Below are 19447 nucleotides of genomic sequence, written 5' to 3'. Positions count from 1 at the left end.
AAATTTGACACACCCCTTGGTAGAAATCGCGCCAACAACCCCAAATTGACCGTTTTTTGGGCAAAATGCCCCCATCCTCGCCAAAACGAAGCTTCGCAGCGATTGCCTCCGATATCGAACCGGGTAATGTTACGTTTACGCACTGGGGGGTCGCTTCCAGAGCATCGATATCTTGGAGATTCTCTATGAAGCTCGTTAAGAGCCTTATGCTCGGATCGGTCGCGGGTCTCGCCGCCGTTGCCGGAGCTCAAGCTGCCGATCTTCCTGCGAAGAAGGCTGCTCCTGTTGAGTACGTTCGCGTCTGCTCCACCTACGGCGCAGGCTTCTTCTACATCCCGGGCACGGAAACCTGCCTCCGCGTGAGTGGCCGCGTCCGCGCTGACTACCTCTATGGGGAACCGCTCGACCGTGCCAACGATGCCATCGGCTTCCGTGCTCGCGGCCGTATCCAGGCAGACGCTCGTACGGCGACGGCTTATGGCCTGCTCCGCTCGGTTGTCCGCTTCGAGATTACCCGTTCGTCCGGCACGCCGTTCAACGGCACCAACGGCACGATTTCGACCAGCCCGAACGTGGCTGAGGCGTTCATCCAGTTCGGCGGCCTGACCGCCGGTCGTGTGACGTCGTTCTTCGATAACGGCGATCTCCCGACCGAGCACATGGGCACGCTCCGCTTCTCGGACTCGCCCGACGTCGATCTGTTGGCCTACACCTTCAGCTTCGGCAGCGGCTTCTCGGCCACGCTGTCGCTCGAAAATGGCCTTGAGCGCCGCAACAACGGCTTCTTCCCCGGTGGTCTTGCTGCGACCCAGCTTAACTACGCTGGCGAGCGCGTGCCCGACCTCGTCGGCAACGTGAAGTACGAAGCGACCTGGGGTACGGCTCAGATTTCGGGCGCCGCCCACCAGATCAGAAGCCAGGTCCTGACGGGCGCCGCGTTCGTCGTTCCGGTCCTCGGTTCGGTTCCGAGCAACGAATACGGCTTCGCCGTCACGGGTCAGGTCGGCATCAACCTGCCGATGATCGCCGCGGGCGACGCCATATGGTTTGCCGCGACCTACGCGAACGGCGCTCTCGGCTACATCATCGGTGGCAACGACGACTTCATCACCGACGGCGCTATCACGGGTGCGGTTGCTGACGCTTACATCAACCCGATCACGGGCAACATCGTCCGTGGCCGTGGCTGGTCGCTCGCCGGTGGCGTGACACACTACTGGACCCCGCAGATCCGTCAGTCGGTGTTCGGTTCGTACGCCCGCTTCGATTACGGCGCCGGCGCTTCGACCGTGACGCCTGCTGGCATCCGCACCGGCCTCGACGACTTCAACGAGTGGCGCGTCGGCACGAATGCCTTCTGGCAGCCGGTTCCCGGCTTGGACTTCGGCGTCGAAGTTCTCTACGCCCGCATCGATCCGCGCGGCCGTGTTGCCATCGGCAACAACATCTCGGCTGGCTCGTCGAATGCCTGGGAAGGCCGTCTCCGCGTTCAGCGCGACTTCTAATCGGCTCAAACCGATTGGTGAGAAAAACCCCGGTGGAAACACCGGGGTTTTTTATTACGCAGGAGCGGTTCCCACCTCAGCGCGAAATGCTCCGGAACGGGCCTCGGAAAAGTGAGGCGGCCTGCTAGAACCCTGCGTTCGCAGGAGGTTAGAATCTGAATCGGATTCTAGGGTTGAGCGACGTGCCAGGCGTTGGCGACGCCATCACCCGTGACATCACCGGGCTTGGAATCCTTCGCCCAGCTATAGAGCGGCTTGCCCTGATAAGCCCATTGCCTGGTGCCGTCGTCGCGTACGATGATCGTCCAGCGTTCCATGGTCTTCGCGTCGGCTGCAGCCGTAAGCGGTGGCCAGTTTTGGGCGCAGGCGCCGTTGCAATTCGATTTTTCCGGGGTGTCGCGGTCGTAGACGTAAAGGGTCATCCCCCGTCCATCGACGAGCGTCTTGCCCTTGCTGGTCTCCCCGACTTTGGCCTGGGCGAAGGCCGGCTGCGCGCCAAGGACCGCGCCCGCCAGGAGCGCCACCACGAAACCAACTTTAAGCATCGAACCCTCCCGAATTTGTCGAGCTGAGGCGAAATTGCTCCTCGCATGAGGATATCGTCCTCAGCGCGAGAAAAGGGAGAGGCGGCATTGAATCAGTCACCGCGCGGTGTTCGAGGGGCATTCAATCACCCAGTCTCACACTCTCTTCGGTGGGGCCTTTGGGGCCGCTCATGACAACAGGAGATCCGTTATGCGTGCATCCGCCCGCGGAGGGGCGGGCTTCTCTCTCCCGGCTTGCGCGCGCCCGTTGGCGGGATCTCACCTCTCCATAAGCGCCGAGTTCACGGCAGCGCCTTGCATCAAGGGGGGGCTGGGGAGCTCTAATGTCTCCACTCCTTGCGCCGAGGTTGAAACTTCCGCTAGAAAACGGTGTCTGAGGTTAATCCTAAAATTGAAAGCCGCTCTCTCCCAGGTCAGGGCTCGGACGGTTGGAACGCGAACGACGCTGTCAGGCCGAAGCCTGCTGATTTATGGGGCACACGGATGGCATCCGTCTTGAGCGAATGGGGCATGGCTGGCGTCGAGGCGCTGCGCGCGCGGGTCGAGGTTCTCGTCATCGTGGACGTTCTGTCCTTCTCGACAGCCGTGGATGTCGCGGTCTCAAAAGGGGCGATCGTTTACCCGTTTCCTTACGGAGACCGTGACGCAGCGCAGATCGCGGCGGATCGGGTCGGAGCAGAACTGGCGCATCCCCGTCGAGCGACCGGCGGACAATTCAGTCTTTCGCCGGCCAGTCTCTTGAGTATTGCCGGGGGAACAAAGCTCATGCTTCCGTCGCCCAATGGCTCACGCCTGTCCGTGGCCTGCGGCACCACTCCCGTCCTCGCAGGCTGTTTGCGGAACGCCGCCGCGGTTGCGAAGGCAGCACGGACGATCGCAAGAGACGGCGTGATCGGCGTGGTGCCGGCGGGAGAGCGTTGGCCGGATGGCAGTCTGCGGCCAGCCATCGAGGATCTGTTGGGAGCCGGCGCGATCATCGACGAGATCGCTTTGCCTTGTTCTCCTGAGGCCCAAATCGCGCGCGATTCCTACCGAAGCGCAGGCCAGGACCTCCATCGCCTCGTCCGTGCCTCGGTCTCAGGATGCGAACTGACGGAGGCCGGCTACAGCGGCGACGTTGAGTTGGCCTTGGAGCAAAACATCAGCCTATGCGCACCGATGCTCGTCGGTGCTGCCTATCGCGCGGCCTAAAGGCTCGCTGTTCATCGTCCTGCTTTGCATGTCTTGGTGCTGACGCGGGGGCACATTCTTCGATATAAATTATTGAAAAACACGAGTTTTCCGGTCTCTAAAGGACTTGCTTGTAGTCCAGCTTTGTAATTCAAAGCAAGGGCAAACCGATGGGGCGTGCCCCCACCACTTCGAGGGCCTAGGGTGTGATCCGACGCCTTAAGATCGCTGTGACTCGCCTAAGCCGGTCCATTACTAAGTAACTACGCAATTTTCGAATTTCGCAGTTCTTAGGGTGGCGGAGAAGTCGAGTTTGGACCGAAGATTTTCGACGAGCAATTTCTTGAGATCCATGACGCGTCCGAAGCGCTCCGACCAGACTGCAATATCCTTGGGCGATATGAGTGCTTGACTGATGTTATTAAAGTCAGTCACGGCGTTCTCATAGTCCTTCAGGGTTCGTGGGTACCCGCCAGGAACTAAATTCTTTAGTCCCTCGGTTTCATATATCTGCTGAGCCATAGCCGCGCGTAATTTCGCCTTAGCCGGCTGAAGATCTTTGGCCGAATTAAGAGCTGCTATGAAGTCGCCACTTGCATCGATGATTTGGGATGTAGATGCTTCGAACTGTTTAATACGGTCCTGCTGAGCCTGTCTGTCCTGGGTTGCAAGGCCCACACGGTAAGTCAAATATAAGTTCCCGAGACTCCCAACAAGGGATAAGCCACTGGTTAACAAGGCGGCGAATAACGCACCTTGGGCGTGTCTAGCCAAAAAAGCCATCATCGCTGTGACCCTCTTAAGTTTTCGGTTTTGCAGTAGAACGCAGTCCGCCTCGCTGCTCAGCTTTTCTCGCCGCGTCGCAAAGTGCGAGAGTTTTGTCGATTCCAAGCACGTCTAGCACGAGCTTGCTCGCCTCTGATACCCGACCCGTGCATTGAGGGTCTGCATTCGGCGAAGAGTTTATAATAACCAAATTTTGCATTTCAGAGGCTATAGCATTTTGGTCGCTATGTTTAGAAAGACCAATAAAAGTGGCGACGAGAGCTGCGATTACGAGAGCTACTATGGTTCCACTGGTATAGCGATTGAAGCCCGGGGAATGAATGTCAACTGCCTGTGAGCAGGTGTATTCAATTGGGGGAGATTTTAGTAAGAGGTCAACTAGTGTCGACGCATCAAGCTTGAGGGCTCCTCGGTCGAGAGCCTGACAAGCTGCGGCAGCGAGCCGGGAGACTGTGCCGAGAAACGCTGCATCTGCATCCAAGTAATCATTCGCATTGTAGACCGTTGCGGTATGCCTATCGCCCATGACAAAGGAGCCATAAGCAAGCGAAAAGACCTCTAAGCGTATAGAGCGTTCCAGCAGGGTGAACGGATGTGTCTGACGCAAAGACTGGGAAAGTGGGCTCGATACCATATTCTCCTTGACTTCAGAGAGCCAAGTTATCTTGCGAGCGGGAATAGTAGCGTTCCCATAACGCCTTCCAACTTTTACGTTGACGACCCCGTCGTCAGCGAAACGTCCAATCCATAGAAGGCCTGTGCTCAGCGGACCAGGGAGTACCAATAAATCAGATGTTTTCGCGGAGCCTAGGAAATTAATTATCGCCTGTCGGATGCGACCGCGCGCTTGTGTGTGCCGTGCGTTTGTAAAGTCATCCAATTTTAGGTCGAGTTTTGTATCAGCTCCTTCAGACATAAGCATCTCGCGCGCACGTTGCGAAAGTGCGATGCGTGGGATTAGGTCACTAGCCCCCACCATTGCAACGCCGGGCATCAAGAATGCTGGGAGATCAAGGAAGCCAACTTGCTCGGAAAGGAATATTTGGAGAAACTGATACCCGCTACCGGGAAATAGTCTCCAAACCCTCTGCTCCGGAGGTATGGTCGGTGCATTCAAATCAATTTCAAGCATTGGTCGGCTCGACTCCCTGATCCAGCCGATACCAGATTAATTTCTTAAGTGCTAAGCTAAACTTTCGTAGCGACAGTCGCTAGAATGTTGCTTGACTGCAATTTCCTATACACTTTTACGACGGCTCCAAACGGGTACAGCGTAATGTCGGGCATCGACAAAGCCATTTGTAGGCCCCGTTTGTAGTTGGGAGCCTTTTGAAAGTCTTGTGCTACAAGGAAACCGTTGGCCTACAACAAGAATTTGTTTGTAGTGGTGCGGACGGCGGGGGTCGAACCCGCACGGGCATAGCCCGAGGGATTTTAAGTCCCTTGCGTCTACCAGTTTCGCCACGTCCGCGTGACCCGGCTTGTGGCATATGTCGTCGCATGTCTCAAGCGTGGAGCCTCCGCTCGCCGTAAGCGCGGGGCTTGAGCCTGACCTCTGATGCCACGCTTCGCCGCTTAGAGGATCTTCCTCATGAAGAAGCGGGGATAGATCGGCGCGGGGCCATCGAGTTGGCCGAAGACCTCGAAACCGCAACGCTCGTAGAAGGGGCGCGCCTGAAAGTTGTAGGTATCCAGCCACATATGGCTGCAGCCCCGGCGTCGTGCTTCCGCTTCGGCCGCGTGTATGAGCCGCGTGCCGACCCCCTGTCCACGCAGCTCTGCCGGCACGACCAGCATGTCGATGAGAAATCCGCCCCACCGCGACTGGGCCCAGAGGCCACCAATCGGCTCGCCCGTCTCGGGATGCGGGATCAGGATGGCGAAATTGCTGTTGTCCGGGGGGCCGACCGTCTCTGTGGTGAAGCGGCGTATCGCGACCAGCAAGGCGTCATAGGCCTCCTTCGACGGTGTGTCGGTCTCGAAGAGAACAGGCTCCATCGGCGCGGTGTCCGCTGCCATCATTTGTCCCTCGCATGTGTCGGCGTGCATGCTTGCAAATGCGGTTCCCGCCTGTCGAGCTGGATTTTAAGCCCATGGCCGATTTTGGGGAGAAGAGGGCAGGTCTGTTCGGGGACGAGTCAGGTTGCCGGGCGGAAGTCGTAGAGCCAGGCATAGCGCTCCATCATGCCCTCCGGACCGAGCCGCCTGATGACGTGATTCCGTCCGAAGGCCAGCAAGCCGCCCATGTGATAGACGCGCCCGTTCTGCCGGGCTTCTCCTTGCACCTTGCGGACCCGGTCGAGGCGCATTTCCGCGTAGGCGGCAAACGCCTGCTGCACGGCTCCTGCGCCGGGCGTCAGCAAGGAGGTAAGCGTCGCGGCGTCCTCGATGGCAAGCGCCGCTCCTTGCGCCAAGAAGGGCAGGACGGGATGCGCGGCATCGCCGAGAAGGGCGATGCGGCCTTTGGCGAGGGTCTCCGCCGGGTGGTCGAAGAGCGACCAGCGCAGCCATTGCCGGGGCTGGGCGAGAAGGTGGCGCAGGGCAGGGGCGGCGGAGGCGTAATGAGCCTGCAGGACCGCACCATCTCCCGGCGCGGCCCAGCCTTCCACGGGCTCGGCGCTCTTCTCGATGGCGACCACATTGACCAAGCGTCCGCCGGCGATGGGGTAATGCACCACATGGCCGCGCGGCCCGAGCCACAGGCCGGTCTCGTCCCCAGCAAGAGAGGCGGGGGCGGCGCTCCGGTCGAGAGTGGCGCGCCAGGCGACATAGCCGCGAAAGGCTGGCGGCGCGGCATTCCCGACAGCAGGCCGAACCTTCGACCAGACCCCGTCCGCGCCGATGATGGCATCAACGGTCAGGGTCTCGCGCGCACCGCTCGCGGTCGCCATGGTGAGGCTCGCCTGGTCCGGCCCGTCACAAACCTCCTCGACAATGCGGCCCATGAGGAGCCGGATCGAAGGCTGCGAGCGCACCGCGTCGAGCAAAATGGTCTGGAGGTCCGCCCGGTGCACGACCCAATAGGGCGCGCCGAAGCGGCGGCGCATGGAGGGGCCTAGGGCCACCTGCCCGATTTCCTTGCCGGAGCGGATGCTGCGGATCACGACGCGCGCGGGTTCCGTAGCGACGCGGCGAAGCGCCGCGCCGAGGCCCAGCTGGGTCAGGATATGGCTGGCATTGGGGGAGAGCTGAAGGCCGGCGCCGACCTCGCTGAAGCCGGTCCGGCGTTCGATCAGGGTGACCGCGTGGCCTTGCCGGGCAAGCGCCAGGGCCGCCGTCAGGCCGCCGATACCGGCGCCGACGACGGCGATCGCAAGCCCCGTCATGTCAGACGGCCGGTGAGTCGGTCTCGTAATCCGGCTGCCAGACGCATTCGGCCGGGCGGGCCTGGTCGGCCTTCAGGGACGGGTCGTACTTGAACAGGGTCGAGCAATACGAGCAGACGATCTCGTCGTCGGAGCCCATATCCAGGAAGATATGCGGGTGATCGAAGGGCGGCTTGGCCCCGATGCACATGAACTCTTTCGAGCCCACATGAATGACGGAAACGCCCGGCTCGTTGTGGAAATGGGGGGTGCCTTTGTCAGCCATCGTCGATGCTCGCAACTCAATAAATTTGCGCGCACCATAATGGCCTGAGGGCCATGCGCCTAGAGCATTTTCGCAATTCCGCCGACGCCCATTTTCTTGCTCAAGGAGCAACGAAAATGCTTTAGGGTGCGGCCAACTCGATCTGTCAGTCCTTGCAATAGACCTGAAAAATCCCATGCGTTTCTTCAATTCCAATGGCGTCAGCATCGCCTATGTCGATGTCGCGCCCGAGGAGGGTCATGGCGACCCGATCCTGCTCATCCACGGCTTTGCGTCCAACTACGCCGTGAATTGGCTCAACACGCTCTGGATCAAGACCCTGACGAAAGCCGGATACCGGGTCGTCGCGCTCGACAATCGGGGGCATGGGCAGAGCGAGAAACTCTATCGGCCCGAGGATTATGATTCCTATCGCATGGCTGAGGATGCCCGGAATCTTCTCGATCATCTCGACATCGAGCGGGCGGACGTGATGGGCTATTCCATGGGCGCGCGGATCACGGCGCATCTTGCTCTCGTCGCGCCCGATCGGATGCGCTCGGCGATCCTGGGCGGCCTCGGCATCCACCTCGTCGCGGGCGTCGGCCTGCCGCTCGGCATCGCCGATGCGATGGAGGTGAAATCCCTCGACGATCTGACCGACCCGATGCAGCGCATGTTCCGCGCTTTTGCCGAGCAGACGAAGAGCGATCTCAAGGCGCTCGCGGCGTGCATTCGCGGCTCGCGTCAGTCGTTAACCGAAAACGAAGTGGCCTCCATTAGAGTGCCGACCTTGGTGGCTGTGGGAACCAACGATCCGGTGGCCGGATCGCCCCATGATCTCGTCAAGCTGATGCCGTGCGCCGAGGCGCTCGACATTCCGGGCCGCGACCACAATCTCGCGGTCGGCGACCGGGTCCATAAGCAGGGCGTGCTGGACTTCCTGACTCGCAGACCCTGAAACCTGAATTGGTCAAATCGCTTAGGCCGAGATGCTCTTGTTGTAGTTCAGGGTGAGGCGAGCAGCCCCTCATCCTCACACTTTGATTCCGAGCATTCAGGTTTTGATTCAAGTCGGCAGAGCCAACCTGTTGATTTCACATTCGATCCTTCCAGTTCCGTAAGGGAAGGAGATCGAGATGACCCGACTCGACAGCGCCATCCGGCGATTGACGGCCCAGCGTGACTCGTTGGACTGGGCGACACAGCTGACGGCCCCGGAGGGCGTCGTACTCGAACTGGGACTCGGCAACGGCCGTACCTACGACCATTTGCGGACGCGGTTGCCGCGGCGTGAGATCTACGTGTTCGAGCGTTCGCCCGCCGCTCATCCTGATTGCATGCCTCCAGACCCGTATCTGATCGTCGGCGACATCTTCGAAACCCTGCCGGTTTTCATCGAGCGTTTCGGGCCCGGCGCGGCGGCGCTGATCCATACCGATATCGGCACCGGCGACGAGGAGGCCAATCGCAAGCTCGCTTTGCGCCTTGCACCGTTGCTTGAGGCATTGCTCCAGCCAGGAGGTATTCTCCTGGCCGACCGCGCGTTCGCAATGCCGTCCTGCGCCGACATCTCCTCCGAGACGGGCATCGCGGAGGGGCGCTACTTCGCTTATCGCCGCACGGGAGAGAGCCCGGTATCGCGTTCTCGGCTCGAGGCTATCGGCCGGTAAAGACGGGCTGGCGTTTCTCAAGAAAGGCCTTGCGCCCTTCCACCGCATCCGCGCTGTCGAAACACAGATCGGCGAGAGCGACCGGATCGAGGTTTGGCTTCGCGATGCCGACAGCCGCGTCGATGGCCGCTTTGGCGGCCCGGATCGTCAAAGGCGCGTTCCTTGCGATGTCCTGGGCGAGGGAAACGGTCGTTGCTTCCAGCTCTTCATCCGGCACCAGGCGCTGCACGACCCCGAGACGTTGCGCCTCCACCGCGCCGATCCGTCGCGCCGTATAAAACAGGTCCTTGGCGGCGGGAGCGCCGAGGGCGGCCGTGATCATCTTCATCGCCCCGGGCGGATAGCCGACCCCGAGCCGCGCTGCTGGAATGCCGAACACCGCGTTCTCGGACACGACGCGAAGGTCGCACGCGATCGCGAGACCGAAGCCGCCGCCGAGGCAGAAGCCCCGGATCATGGCGATGACGGGTTTGGGGCAATGCGCCACGGCCCAAAAGGCGGCTTCATTTTCCGCTTCATAACGCCGCCCACCCGCCGCATCGGCGCGGAAGGTTTCGAATTCCGCGATATCCGCGCCTGAGGCGAAGGCGCTCTCGCCCGCGCCGCGCAGGATGATCGCTCCGACGTCCGGCGCCCTTTCGAGCGCGGCCATGATGGGCGGCAGGGCCCTCCACATTTCCAGATCGAACGCGTTGCGCTTGGCCGGATTGTCGACGGCGATGGCTGCCACCGCATCCTGGACGGACACGCGAAGTTTGGGCGTGGGCGATATATAAAGGGAACTCATGGCTGATCGGATCTAGAGTAACAGGTGGCGACTTCTTATTTATGCTAGTCCGTTCGGCGCGGGACCGGCAGGGAGACCATTATGACACAGCTCAATCAAAAGCCGGGAGCGTCAGGTTCCATCGCCGGAACCGTCGATCCTGTTTGGGATCGGCTGCGCTTTGAGGCCGAGACCATCGTTCGGGAGGAACCAGCCCTCGCAGGGTTCGTGCTCGGCGCGGTTCTCCAGCAGCCGAATCTCGAGGCGGCCGTGATCCATCGCGTCGCCCTGCGTTTGGCGCATCAGACGCTGGCCGCCGACATCATCGAGCAGACCTTTCATGAGGCCGTGGAGCAGGACCGCACCATCGGGACGGCCTTCCGCGCCGACCTCAGCGCCGTTCTCGACCGCGACCCCGCCTCGAACCGCATGATCGAGCCGCTGCTTTATTTCAAGGGCTTCCACGCCATCCAGACCCATCGCCTGGCCCATTGGCTCTGGCATCAAAAGCGGCAGGATTTCGCGCTCTACCTGCAGAGCCGCTCGTCCGAAGTCTTCCAGACGGATATTCACCCGGCGGCGCAGATCGGGCGCGGCATATTTCTTGACCATGCCACAGGTCTTGTCGTCGGCTCGACCGCGGTTATCGAAGACAATGTCTCGATTCTGCAAAACGTCACCCTGGGTGGAACGGGCAAGGAGAAGGGCGACCGGCATCCGAAAATCCGGCACGGCGTCCTGATCGGCGCCGGGGCGAAGATCCTTGGCAATATCGAGATCGGGCACTGCGCCCGGATTGCCGCCGGCTCGGTCGTGTTGAAGCCCGTGCCGCATAACGCGACCGTCGCGGGTGTTCCCGCCAAGGTCATCGGCAGCGCCGGATGCGACGAGCCTTCCCGCGCCATGGATCACTTCCTGTCGGAAGGGATCTGAGCGGAGAACGGCCGAAGGCCGCTTGCTCACGGTTGCCTGGCGTGGCAAGTGCTGGATCCGTGACATCTAAGAAAGGGTTCGTAGTGGATAAATCGGAGATGGCGAAAGTCGAGCGTTACCTGCGCCAGACCTTTGCAAACGCCTCGATCCGGGTGGTCGGTCGGCCCAAAAAGACCGACTCGGCTGAAGTCTATATCGGTGAGGAGTTCTTGGGCGTCCTGTTCGTTGACGACGAGGACGGCGACCGCTCCTTCAACTTCACCATGGCGATCCTCGACACGGATCTCGAGGACTGATCGGGACCTCGCAGCAGAATTCGCCGGCGGATCCTGCTGCGCGCCCATAAAGGTGGCCGAAGCGATGCCGATCTACAGTCTCGACGCGAACTCCCCGATCCTTCCTGAGCCGGATCGGTTCTGGATTGCCCCGGACGCCCACGTGATCGGTCGCGTTCGCCTCGGTCTCGACGTCGGGATCTGGTTCGGTGCGGTTCTGCGAGGCGATAACGAACTCATCGATATTGGCGCGGGCACCAACATTCAGGAGGGGGCTACGCTCCATACCGATGAGGGTGCCCCTTTAAGCATCGGGGCCGGCTGCACCATCGGGCACAGGGCCATCCTTCACGGATGCACGATCGGCGAGAACTCATTGATCGGCATGGGAGCAACCGTGCTCAACCATGCCCGCATCGGCGCTAATTGTGTCGTCGGCGCGAATGCGCTGGTGACCGAGGGCAAGGAATTTCCGGACAACTCGCTGATCGTCGGCGCGCCTGCGCGGGCGATCAGGGTGCTGGATGAAGCCGCTATCGAGCGGCTTCGGTGGTCGGCGCGGCACTATGTCGAGAACTGGCAGCGCTTCGCGAAAGGATTGAAGCGGATCGATTGACCCGCTTCATGTTCCTGATAGTCCGACCTTAGCGGTTCGCAGTGCTGGTCGGGGAGGTCACGCCGCCGAGCGAAACCCAGGCAGCCGCCTGCTGGCTTTCCTGCTTCACATAGACGTAGCCGGTCCGGTCCCAAGGCAACACGGCGTTGCGCTTGTTATCGAGGACATAGTCACCCTTGTTGGTTTTCAGCACCAGAACAGCGTGACCTTCGCCCAACTCGTCGATCACGACCGTCATGCGCATCGCGCGGCGGGGCAGGCCGTGCTGAGCCAAGGTGCGGCGCTTGAGAAGCTGGTAATCCTCGCAATCGCCCTTGCCGTCATCGGGGAAGCTCCACTTATCGACGACGCCCCAATGTTCCATGTCCGTGACGGGCTTGATCTTGGTGTTCACGCTCTGGTTGACCGACGTAATCGTCTTCCAGATCTGCGGCGTTAATTCGATGGTCGCCGGTTCCGCCGTGTTCACGGCGCATTCCGACGGATATTGACGGCAGAATTCGACCCAGCCCTGGATGGGTTTCGCCGAACCCATGCTCGCGATCGAATGGCCCGCTGGGGGAAGGGAGGCCAGGGTTTGCGCCTGAGAGGGCGAGCCCAGGAACACCAGAGAAAGGCCGAGAAAAGCGGTTTTAACAATTTTAGCGGCGAAGCCGGTCTTTGCGTTCGCGCCAGAAAAATCGACGTTTTTGAGAAGAGCCATGCCCCACACCAGTTGGTTAATGTTCTTTTAACCAAACTGACATGGTTGAATTTTCGGCTCAAGCCAAAAGTAAAGGATGAGTTAACGCGTCGCGGGTGGGATAAGTTCCATTAAGGTTAATGAAATTATTCACCCTGAATATGCGCCTACTGAACCTTCCATTTAGTCATGCAGATGCTGGTTATCCGAGGGAGGCCTTAAGACGTGTTCGACTCGACCTGCGAGTGAAAACAACGCTAGGTCAATCTCGAGATTCCGAAACGCGGTCGTTTGCCGCCAGGCGCAACCGGCTCCTCAAGAAGTGCTTTCATGTCGCTCAACGCACCCAGGGCCACCCGCGAGCCCATCTTCAACCTCCCGGCTGCGGTCGCCTTCAGTGTCCTGGTTCTCGTCGCCATTCACGCGCTCCGGATGCTTCTGTCGGATGAAACGGACTTCAAATTGCTCATCGACTGGGCGGTCATCCCCGCTCGTTGGTCGGTGGAATATGGCGGCATTCCGGTCAGTGAGGTGATGAGCGCCCTGCAACAAGGCGCGGAGGATGAGACGCTGTCACCTCTCTCGGCCCTGGCGCAATACGTGCTGGGGGAGGGCGAGGGGCGGCCCTGGACGGCGCTGTCCTACGCATTCCTGCATGGCTCCTGGGCCCACGTGCTCATCAACTCGATCTGGCTCGCGGCCTTTGGCACTCCCGTCGTGCGGCGATGCGGGACGGCCCGTTTCTTCCTTCTCTGCGCGGCCTCGGCCATTGGCGGCGCGATCTTCTATGCCTTCATGAATTCCTTGCAGGTTCTGCCGATGATCGGCGCGTCCGCCGCGGTGTCCGGCCTGATGGCGGCAGCGGCCTGGTTTATCTTCGCACCGGTGGATTGGTTGCCGGAGGGGCGTCCGACCCAAGCTCATGAGCGCCCACGTGAGAGGCTGTCCGAGATCGTGCGCAACCGGCAGGTCGTCATCTTCCTCGGCGTCTGGTTTGCCGCAAACTATGTATTCGCGTTCGTCCAGCCTTTGGGTGTCACGGATGCCAGCATCGCGTGGGAGGCGCATGTTGGTGGTTTTATCGTCGGTTTGGTGCTTTTCCCGTTGATCGATCCGCTTCCAGCGCGGCGCGACGGTCTCTCGTCTTGAAACGAAAGCGCTTTCGCACAATCATCGTTGAATTGACGGAGGGACATATTCCCCTCGCGGTGGGACGTGGAACCCGTCTTCAGCCTTGCGGAAGCGAAGAGTGACAATTCTTCGCCGCCGCTCAACGGAGGCGATTATGGACGTCAATACCATCTTGTCGATCAAGGGCCGCAGCGTCGCCACGATCGAGCCGGATCGGACGCTAGGCGAGGCCGCGAAACTGCTCTCGGAGAAGAGAATCGGCGCGCTCCTGGTCAGCAGCGGCAAGGAGCCCGTGACCGGGATTATTTCCGAGCGGGATATAGTTCGGGCGATTTCGGCCCATGGTCCCGGATCCCTGGAACAGCCGCTCGCCCGGTTCATGACGGAGAAGGTCGTCACCTGCAACGGTCGAACCGCGATTGTCGACATCATGGCAGTGATGACCGAGGGCAAATTCCGTCACATCCCGGTGATCGAAAACGGAGCCGTGGCCGGCATCATCTCCATCGGCGATGTGGTGAAGCACCGTCTGGCGGAAATCGAGGCCGAGACACAGGCCATCAAGGACTACATCGCCACCGCGTGATCACGCCATCTGGCTGTCGCGGATCATCTCCATGAGGTCGGGCAGGGCGCGCTCGGTGGCCTGCCGTCCGAGCGCGATACACTCCTCCGCGCGATGAAACTCGAATAGGCCCATCTTGGCGAGCTTTGGCGAAATCATGAGATCGGGCGGGTCTCCCGCCAGCCGGGAGCGAGCGATACGGTCCTGCGTGATGTTGAACGCATCGACCATCACGGTTGCGATGCCGGGAGCATTGGGCTTGCGCGGTTTCTCGCCCCACGATGACGGCAGAAAGCCCCAGCGCTTCGGGGTCTCGATGGCCTCCTCGATTTCGAGCTCGTCATTGCCGTCCGCCTCATAGGATTGAATGACGGTGCCGCGAATGCGGACTTCGCCGTTGAGGTTGACGCAGATGACGATGTCCGCCCCCAGTGCGCGGGCCGCCGTGATCGGGATGGGGTTCACCAAAGCGCCATCCATCAACCAGCGTCCCCCGACGAGCACCGGGTTGAAGACGCCGGGGAGGGCATAAGAAGCGCGCATGGCCTGAACCAGCGGGCCGCGGGTCAGCCAGAGCTCATGGCCGCTCGAGAGTTCCGTGGCGATGGTGCAGAATTTGATCGGCAGAGCCTCGACGCGCAGATCCGTAAGGTCCTGGTCGAGCAGGCGTTGGAGGCGGCCGCCCGCGATCAGGCCCGCGCCGGTGATGTGAAAGTCGAGGAGGCCCATTACGCGGCGTTTGGTGAGCGAGAGGGCGAAGGATTCCAAAGCGTCGAGCTTGCCTGCGGCATAGCAGCCGCCCACCACGGCTCCAATGGAGCAGCCGGCAATCACATCGGGCACGATGCCGGCTTCCTCGAGTACGCGCATGACACCGATATGGGACCAGCCTCGCGCCGCTCCACCGCCGAGGGCCAAACCGATTTTCACCTTGGCGCGGGGTTCCCGCTCGACGGGCGCATTCATTTCCGTCGGTCCTCCGTCACCCCCTGATCCGGCGTTTCGCCGGGCGATGCCGTCCCAAAACATGACTGAACTCCGAGGCTTTCGACCTTCATGCCACAATCACATGAAAGGCGAATGAATAACGCCTCAGCCTTCTCGAAGGCCTCGTGCGCTAGACGACCTTGGCAGGGCGTAGCGCCCGTTGGGACATGACGATGATTGTCAAGGCGCAGGCAATAAGCAAGCCCAGGGTGGGCCGCAGGCCAATCAGGTCGCCACTGAAGCCGATGAGGGGCGGCCCCATGAGGAGCCCCCCATAGCCGAGGGTCGCCACCATCGCGACGCCCATGCTGGGCGGGACACCTTCGGCCTGACTGGCGGCGCTGAACAGCACCGGGACCGTGTTTGCAAGGCCCAGGCCGACCAGCGCGAAGCCGATCGTGGCGGTCATGGGCTGCGGCATCATCATCGCCAGCGCGAGGCCAAACGCCGCGAGCAAGCCACCTAATCTGACCGTGCGGCTTCTGCCGAGACGGCGGACGACGAAATCGCCCATGAACCGGCAGACCGTCATCGTCAGGGAGAAGGCGGCAAAGCCTGCCACGGCGGTTTCGAGGGACGCGCCCGCGACCGTCTTGAGATAGATCGCCGTCCAATCCACCATCGCGCCTTCCACCATGAAACAGAGAAGGGTCAGAACGGCGAGGCCGATGATCGTCTCCCGCGGCCACGCGAAGCCATGTCCCTCCGTCGAGCCTTTCGCGTCATCGAGGGTCCAGAACGAGGCGACGAGAAACACGACGCCCATGCCGACGCAGGAGAGAAGCAGCGTCGAGGGGATATCGAACCCTCCCGCGATGAGAAGCCCCGATACGGTCGCTCCCGCAAGTCCACCGAGGCTGAAGAAGGCGTGGAAGGAGGACATGATCGCCTTGTTCCAGGCGCTCTCGACGACGGTCGCGTTGGTGTTCATGGACACATCCATGGCTCCGTTGCTCGCACCGGCAACCAGGGAGGCCGCGACAAGATAGGGCAGGTTCGGGGCAAGCCCCGGCAGCAGAAGCGTCGCAGCGAACGCGAAGGCCGCGATGAGGGTGGCGGTCCGGCTGCCGATGCGGGCCGCGAACCAGCCCACGACCGGCATCAGGACGACGGCGCCCAAGGCAAACGCGAGCAGCGCGAGGCTCAGCTCGCCATCGGAAAGGTCAAGCGCAGTCTTGAAGCGCGGAAGCTGGGCCGCCCAGGTTCCGATGCCGAAGCCGTTGCCGAAGAAAATGGCGCTCGTGGCCATCCGGGCGTAGTAAAGATTAGACTGTATCATTCCATCGCTCATAGACGGGAAAGTGATTCCTTTCACCCCCGAAGATCGCGATGGGAGTCTGTCATTTGGGATGAGGGTTCGAGCGCCTCTCAAGCTAGGGCGAGGCGCGCCTTGCCGTTCGCAGTTTCGATAGTCCTGTAGAAGCAGGAGCGACGGCCCGTATGGCAGCAGCCGCCATCTCCTGCCACCTGGACCTTGATCCAGAGGGCGTCCTGATCGCAGTCGATCCGCATTTCGACGATTGTTTGCACCTGCCCGCTCGTCGCGCCTTTGTGCCAAAGCTCGCCGCGCGAGCGCGACCAATACCAGGCTTCACCCGTCTCGATGGTTTTTGCCAACGCTTCGGCGTTCATGTGGGCGAGCATCAGCAGCTCGCCCGTCGCGGAATCCGTCGTGACGACGGTGATGAGGCCGTCTGATCCGAACCGGGGAGTAAGAACCATTCCCTCCTCCAGATCGGCCTTTGCGCCGGGAGTGGGAAAGGGGTGGGACGCGCACATGGATGAGCCTCGAGAAAACGGGAGGAAGGGTGGGGTGTCGGAACTTACACCTTGCCGTGTCGAACCAGCGTGAGAAAGCGCGCCTGTTCGGTCGGGTCATTCTTGAAGACGCCCGTGAACTGGCTCGTCAGTGTCACCGCTCCGGCCTTCTGTACGCCGCGCATGGACATGCACATATGCTCGGCCTCGATCATCACCGCGACGCCGCGCGGTTCGAGCGCCTGTTCCAGAGCGGTGGCGATCTGGGCCGTCATGGTTTCCTGCGTCTGGAGCCGCCGCGCATAGACCTCGACGAGGCGGGCGAGCTTCGACAAGCCGACGACACCCTTCACCGGGTAATAGCCGATATGCGCCATGCCGTGGAACGGCACCATGTGGTGCTCGCAATGGGAATAGAAGGGGATGTCGCGCACAAGAACGATGTCGTCGTAGCCCTCGACCTCCTTGAAGACTTTGTTCAGGACCTCGTGCGGATCGTCCTTGTAGCCGGAATACAATTCCTTGAACGCCTTCGCGACGCGCTTGGGCGTCTCGTGCAGGCCTTCGCGCTCGGGATCATCCCCCGCCCAGCGGATCAGGGTGCGAACGGCGGCCTCGGCCTCTTCGCGGGTCGGACGGTCGACGGGCTTGTCGGCGGCTGGAGTCAGGCGCTTGGACAAGGACTTAACCACATCATCCATGTGGAGCCTTTCTTTGACGATAACCGAAAAACCTCTCGGCCTCCGGCACTTTCCCTTACACTCCGCAAAGACGCAGCCGCTCGCGGAGTTTGAACATTATGCTTATATCGGGTGTGTGTCGTTGTCTTTCACCTTGTTGGTCTGATGCTGAACGAGATCTATAATCGCCGCATCCTCGAACTCGCCGCCGATATTCCCCATCTGGGGAGGCTGGCCGAGGCCGACGCGTCGGCGACCGCCCGTTCCAAGCTTTGCGGATCGGTGGTGACGGTCGATCTCAAGCTCGACGGTGACGTGGTCACGGCGTTCGCTCACGACGTGAAAGCCTGCGCGCTCGGTCAGGCGTCCTCCTCGATCATGGGGCGCAACGTGATCGGCTCGACGGCGGAAGAACTCCGCTCTGTCCGGGAGGTCGCCCGGGCGATGTTGAAGGAGAGCGGCGCGCCGCCGTCCGGGAAATGGGCTGATCTTCAGGTGCTCGAGCCGGTGCGGGACTTCAAAGCCCGTCACGCCTCGATCCTGCTCACCTTTGACGCGGTCGTCGATGCTCTCGACCAGATCGAGGCGCGGAGGGCCGCCCTCTAGGCAGGCACTGGCAGCCCGCGCCGCGCAATTCGCTCTTGATCGTCATGGGAGCCGTAGCGTCGATCCAGGGTCCGGGCCGTGCTTGCCCAGTCGGCCATGGTCTGAACCGTTTCCATCTGCTTGGCGACAAATGGATCGGAGCGCCATGCCCGTACCCGTGGCCAAAGAACGTCCAGAGGCTCATGGAGAACGTTTCCGACCTTCGCTTCGTAGATCGGAAAGGCGCGGAGCGCTCCATCGGGCTCGATATGGAGGATGTCCAGATCGGCTGCGCTCACTCCGGGTTGGGGCAGGAAGTATCTGACATCGGTCACGGAAATGTTGAGGGCGTTTCCTTCGCGGCCTGCGAGGCGCCGACCGACATCAATCAGATCGATCAATTCCTGAATGGACAGAAGCTCGCTTGCCTCGAATTCCGGCTCGGCAGCCAGGCCCGATGGGATGACCGCGCCGAAGCGAATGAAATCGAGTCTCGGGAACCGTTTGATTGTCGCCTCGACAAACCGCTCCAGGTCCGCTTCCTTCGCGCCCGAACGGGTCAGGGTGTAATCGATCCCGAGCGTGAAGCAGTTCTGTCCGGCTGCCCGGCGCTCGTCTTTCACCCGGTGCAGGACATCCAGCGCTTTCATTCCGCGCTCGAATGCGCCGGCGCGCGCGCGGATGGCGTCATGGATAGCAGCATTGGCGCCATCGATGCTCACCGCCACGCTTGAGACCGCGTCGGCGAGCGCGGTGGCAGTCTTCTCCGGCATCGACCAGCCGCTCGTGAACACCGTGACGGCAACGCCTGCGTCATGCAGACGCTTCATGGCCTCAACGGCCCAACGGACCGACAATGGTTCGCCACCGCTGATCGACACTTTTTCCGGTTGCGCGGCAAGGATCACGTCGATGACGCGCATAGCGGCATCCCGATCCAGCGTGCGCGCGGGCCGCCGCCCCGATTCCGTATAGCAATGGACACACCTCAGCGGGCAGGCGTAGGTAATATCCCAGATGAACTTCCCGATTTCCACGGTCATCGGTCGTCGCCCTTACTGCCGCATATGCTTGAAATAAGAATGGTATAATATTTCATTCAGTCTCAAGCACGCCACTAAACGCTGGTTGAATGTGGTAAGGTTTTGGGCGGCAGCTTTCGCTGCATTGACAGGATGAACATTAGCGCCTGGACACGTTCACCGCCGCCCGTGACGTGC

General features: G+C 61.2%; 23 protein-coding genes and 1 tRNA gene. 10 read left to right on the top strand and 14 right to left on the bottom strand.

What is annotated here, in order from left to right; all coding sequences use genetic code 11:
• The first annotated feature begins 185 nt into the window (after positions 1–185).
• Positions 186–1505, top strand: coding sequence for a porin (locus I2H38_RS08410; RefSeq protein ID WP_196271408.1), 1320 nt, complete (start codon positions 186–188; stop codon positions 1503–1505).
• 167 nt (positions 1506–1672) lie between these two features.
• Here the strand turns inward: I2H38_RS08410 and I2H38_RS08405 are convergent, their stop codons facing one another.
• Positions 1673–2050, bottom strand: coding sequence for a COG4315 family predicted lipoprotein (locus I2H38_RS08405; RefSeq protein WP_196271407.1), 378 nt, complete (start codon positions 2048–2050; stop codon positions 1673–1675).
• A gap of 483 nt (positions 2051–2533) precedes the next feature.
• Here I2H38_RS08405 and I2H38_RS08400 point away from each other — a divergent pair, with 483 nt between their 5' ends.
• Positions 2534–3241: a 2-phosphosulfolactate phosphatase gene (locus I2H38_RS08400; protein ID WP_196271406.1), complete on the top strand. Its 708-nt coding sequence runs from the start codon at positions 2534–2536 to the stop codon at positions 3239–3241.
• Between the two features lie 234 nt (positions 3242–3475).
• On the opposite strand, the gene I2H38_RS08395 is transcribed toward I2H38_RS08400, so the two are convergent.
• From I2H38_RS08395 to I2H38_RS08370, 6 genes are all read right to left on the bottom strand, one after another.
• Entirely contained in the window at positions 3476–4006 is a 531-nt protein-coding gene (locus I2H38_RS08395; protein ID WP_196271405.1) for a hypothetical protein, read from the bottom strand.
• A 13-nt stretch (positions 4007–4019) separates the two neighbouring features.
• Positions 4020–5138 carry a hypothetical protein gene (locus I2H38_RS08390; protein WP_196271404.1) on the bottom strand — a complete coding sequence of 373 codons (1119 nt, stop codon included), beginning with the start codon at positions 5136–5138 and terminating at the stop codon, positions 4020–4022.
• A 253-nt stretch (positions 5139–5391) separates the two neighbouring features.
• Positions 5392–5477, bottom strand: a tRNA-Leu gene (locus tag I2H38_RS08385).
• Positions 5478–5581: 104 nt separating this feature from the next.
• Positions 5582–6028, bottom strand: coding sequence for a GNAT family N-acetyltransferase (locus tag I2H38_RS08380; protein WP_210324739.1), 447 nt, complete (start codon positions 6026–6028; stop codon positions 5582–5584).
• Between the two features lie 116 nt (positions 6029–6144).
• Positions 6145–7332 carry an FAD-dependent oxidoreductase gene (locus I2H38_RS08375; protein WP_196271403.1) on the bottom strand — a complete coding sequence of 396 codons (1188 nt, stop codon included), beginning with the start codon at positions 7330–7332 and terminating at the stop codon, positions 6145–6147.
• Position 7333: 1 nt separating this feature from the next.
• Positions 7334–7597, bottom strand: a complete 264-nt coding sequence (locus I2H38_RS08370) for a zinc-finger domain-containing protein (RefSeq protein ID WP_196271402.1) — start codon at positions 7595–7597, stop codon at positions 7334–7336.
• A gap of 175 nt (positions 7598–7772) precedes the next feature.
• Here I2H38_RS08370 and I2H38_RS08365 point away from each other — a divergent pair, with 175 nt between their 5' ends.
• Both I2H38_RS08365 and I2H38_RS08360 read left to right on the top strand, forming a co-directional pair.
• Positions 7773–8537: an alpha/beta fold hydrolase gene (locus I2H38_RS08365; RefSeq protein ID WP_196271401.1), complete on the top strand. Its 765-nt coding sequence runs from the start codon at positions 7773–7775 to the stop codon at positions 8535–8537.
• A 178-nt stretch (positions 8538–8715) separates the two neighbouring features.
• Complete coding sequence (locus I2H38_RS08360) at positions 8716–9249, top strand: class I SAM-dependent methyltransferase (RefSeq protein WP_196271400.1); 534 nt, start codon at positions 8716–8718, stop codon at positions 9247–9249.
• On the opposite strand, the gene I2H38_RS08355 is transcribed toward I2H38_RS08360, so the two are convergent.
• Positions 9236–10036: an enoyl-CoA hydratase gene (locus I2H38_RS08355; protein ID WP_196271399.1), complete on the bottom strand. Its 801-nt coding sequence runs from the start codon at positions 10034–10036 to the stop codon at positions 9236–9238. The two genes, I2H38_RS08360 and I2H38_RS08355, sit on opposite strands and share 14 nt — an antisense overlap.
• Positions 10037–10117: 81 nt before the next feature.
• On the opposite strand from I2H38_RS08355, the gene cysE reads away from it, so the two are divergent.
• The 3 genes from cysE (at position 10118) to I2H38_RS08340 (ending at position 11839) form a co-directional block, all read left to right on the top strand.
• Entirely contained in the window at positions 10118–10948 is an 831-nt protein-coding gene (gene cysE / locus I2H38_RS08350) for a serine O-acetyltransferase (RefSeq protein ID WP_196271398.1), read from the top strand.
• A 98-nt stretch (positions 10949–11046) separates the two neighbouring features.
• Positions 11047–11244 (top strand): DUF3126 family protein, encoded by a 198-nt coding sequence (locus tag I2H38_RS08345; protein WP_210324738.1) that lies wholly within the window; start codon positions 11047–11049, stop codon positions 11242–11244.
• Positions 11245–11308: 64 nt separating this feature from the next.
• The gene (locus I2H38_RS08340) at positions 11309–11839 is read left to right on the top strand and encodes a gamma carbonic anhydrase family protein (protein WP_196271397.1); all 531 of its coding nucleotides are present in this window, start codon (positions 11309–11311) and stop codon (positions 11837–11839) included.
• A 28-nt stretch (positions 11840–11867) separates the two neighbouring features.
• Here I2H38_RS08340 and I2H38_RS08335 read toward each other — a convergent pair whose 3' ends face one another.
• The gene (locus I2H38_RS08335; RefSeq protein WP_196271396.1) at positions 11868–12542 is read right to left on the bottom strand and encodes a transglutaminase-like cysteine peptidase; all 675 of its coding nucleotides are present in this window, start codon (positions 12540–12542) and stop codon (positions 11868–11870) included.
• A gap of 309 nt (positions 12543–12851) precedes the next feature.
• On the opposite strand from I2H38_RS08335, the gene I2H38_RS08330 reads away from it, so the two are divergent.
• Both I2H38_RS08330 and I2H38_RS08325 read left to right on the top strand, forming a co-directional pair.
• The gene (locus I2H38_RS08330) at positions 12852–13670 is read left to right on the top strand and encodes a rhomboid family intramembrane serine protease (protein ID WP_196271395.1); all 819 of its coding nucleotides are present in this window, start codon (positions 12852–12854) and stop codon (positions 13668–13670) included.
• Between the two features lie 136 nt (positions 13671–13806).
• Positions 13807–14238, top strand: a complete 432-nt coding sequence (locus tag I2H38_RS08325) for a CBS domain-containing protein (protein ID WP_196271394.1) — start codon at positions 13807–13809, stop codon at positions 14236–14238.
• Here I2H38_RS08325 and I2H38_RS08320 read toward each other — a convergent pair whose 3' ends face one another.
• The 4 genes from I2H38_RS08320 to folE form a co-directional block, all read right to left on the bottom strand.
• Entirely contained in the window at positions 14239–15246 is a 1008-nt protein-coding gene (locus tag I2H38_RS08320; protein WP_196271393.1) for a patatin-like phospholipase family protein, read from the bottom strand.
• Positions 15247–15334: 88 nt separating this feature from the next.
• Positions 15335–16483, bottom strand: coding sequence for an MFS transporter (locus I2H38_RS08315; protein WP_196271392.1), 1149 nt, complete (start codon positions 16481–16483; stop codon positions 15335–15337).
• A gap of 89 nt (positions 16484–16572) precedes the next feature.
• Positions 16573–16983 carry a phosphoribosyl-AMP cyclohydrolase gene (gene hisI, locus I2H38_RS08310; protein ID WP_196271391.1) on the bottom strand — a complete coding sequence of 137 codons (411 nt, stop codon included), beginning with the start codon at positions 16981–16983 and terminating at the stop codon, positions 16573–16575.
• A 44-nt stretch (positions 16984–17027) separates the two neighbouring features.
• Complete coding sequence (gene folE / locus I2H38_RS08305) at positions 17028–17663, bottom strand: GTP cyclohydrolase I FolE (protein ID WP_196271390.1); 636 nt, start codon at positions 17661–17663, stop codon at positions 17028–17030.
• 144 nt (positions 17664–17807) lie between these two features.
• Between folE and I2H38_RS08300 the strand changes: the two genes are divergently transcribed.
• A complete protein-coding gene (locus tag I2H38_RS08300) occupies positions 17808–18248 on the top strand; it encodes an iron-sulfur cluster assembly scaffold protein (RefSeq protein WP_196271389.1) in 441 nt (146 codons plus the stop codon).
• Here the strand turns inward: I2H38_RS08300 and I2H38_RS08295 are convergent.
• Positions 18245–19270, bottom strand: coding sequence for a radical SAM protein (locus I2H38_RS08295; protein WP_196271388.1), 1026 nt, complete (start codon positions 19268–19270; stop codon positions 18245–18247). The genes I2H38_RS08300 and I2H38_RS08295 overlap by 4 nt on opposite strands.
• Between the last annotated feature and the right edge of the window lie 177 nt (positions 19271–19447).

The organism is Microvirga alba, assembly GCF_015694465.1.
GTDB classification, from domain to species: Bacteria; Pseudomonadota; Alphaproteobacteria; order Rhizobiales; family Beijerinckiaceae; genus Microvirga; species Microvirga alba.
The sequence above is the reverse complement of the archived record's forward strand: the minus strand, read 5'-3'. Positions and strand labels throughout refer to the sequence as shown.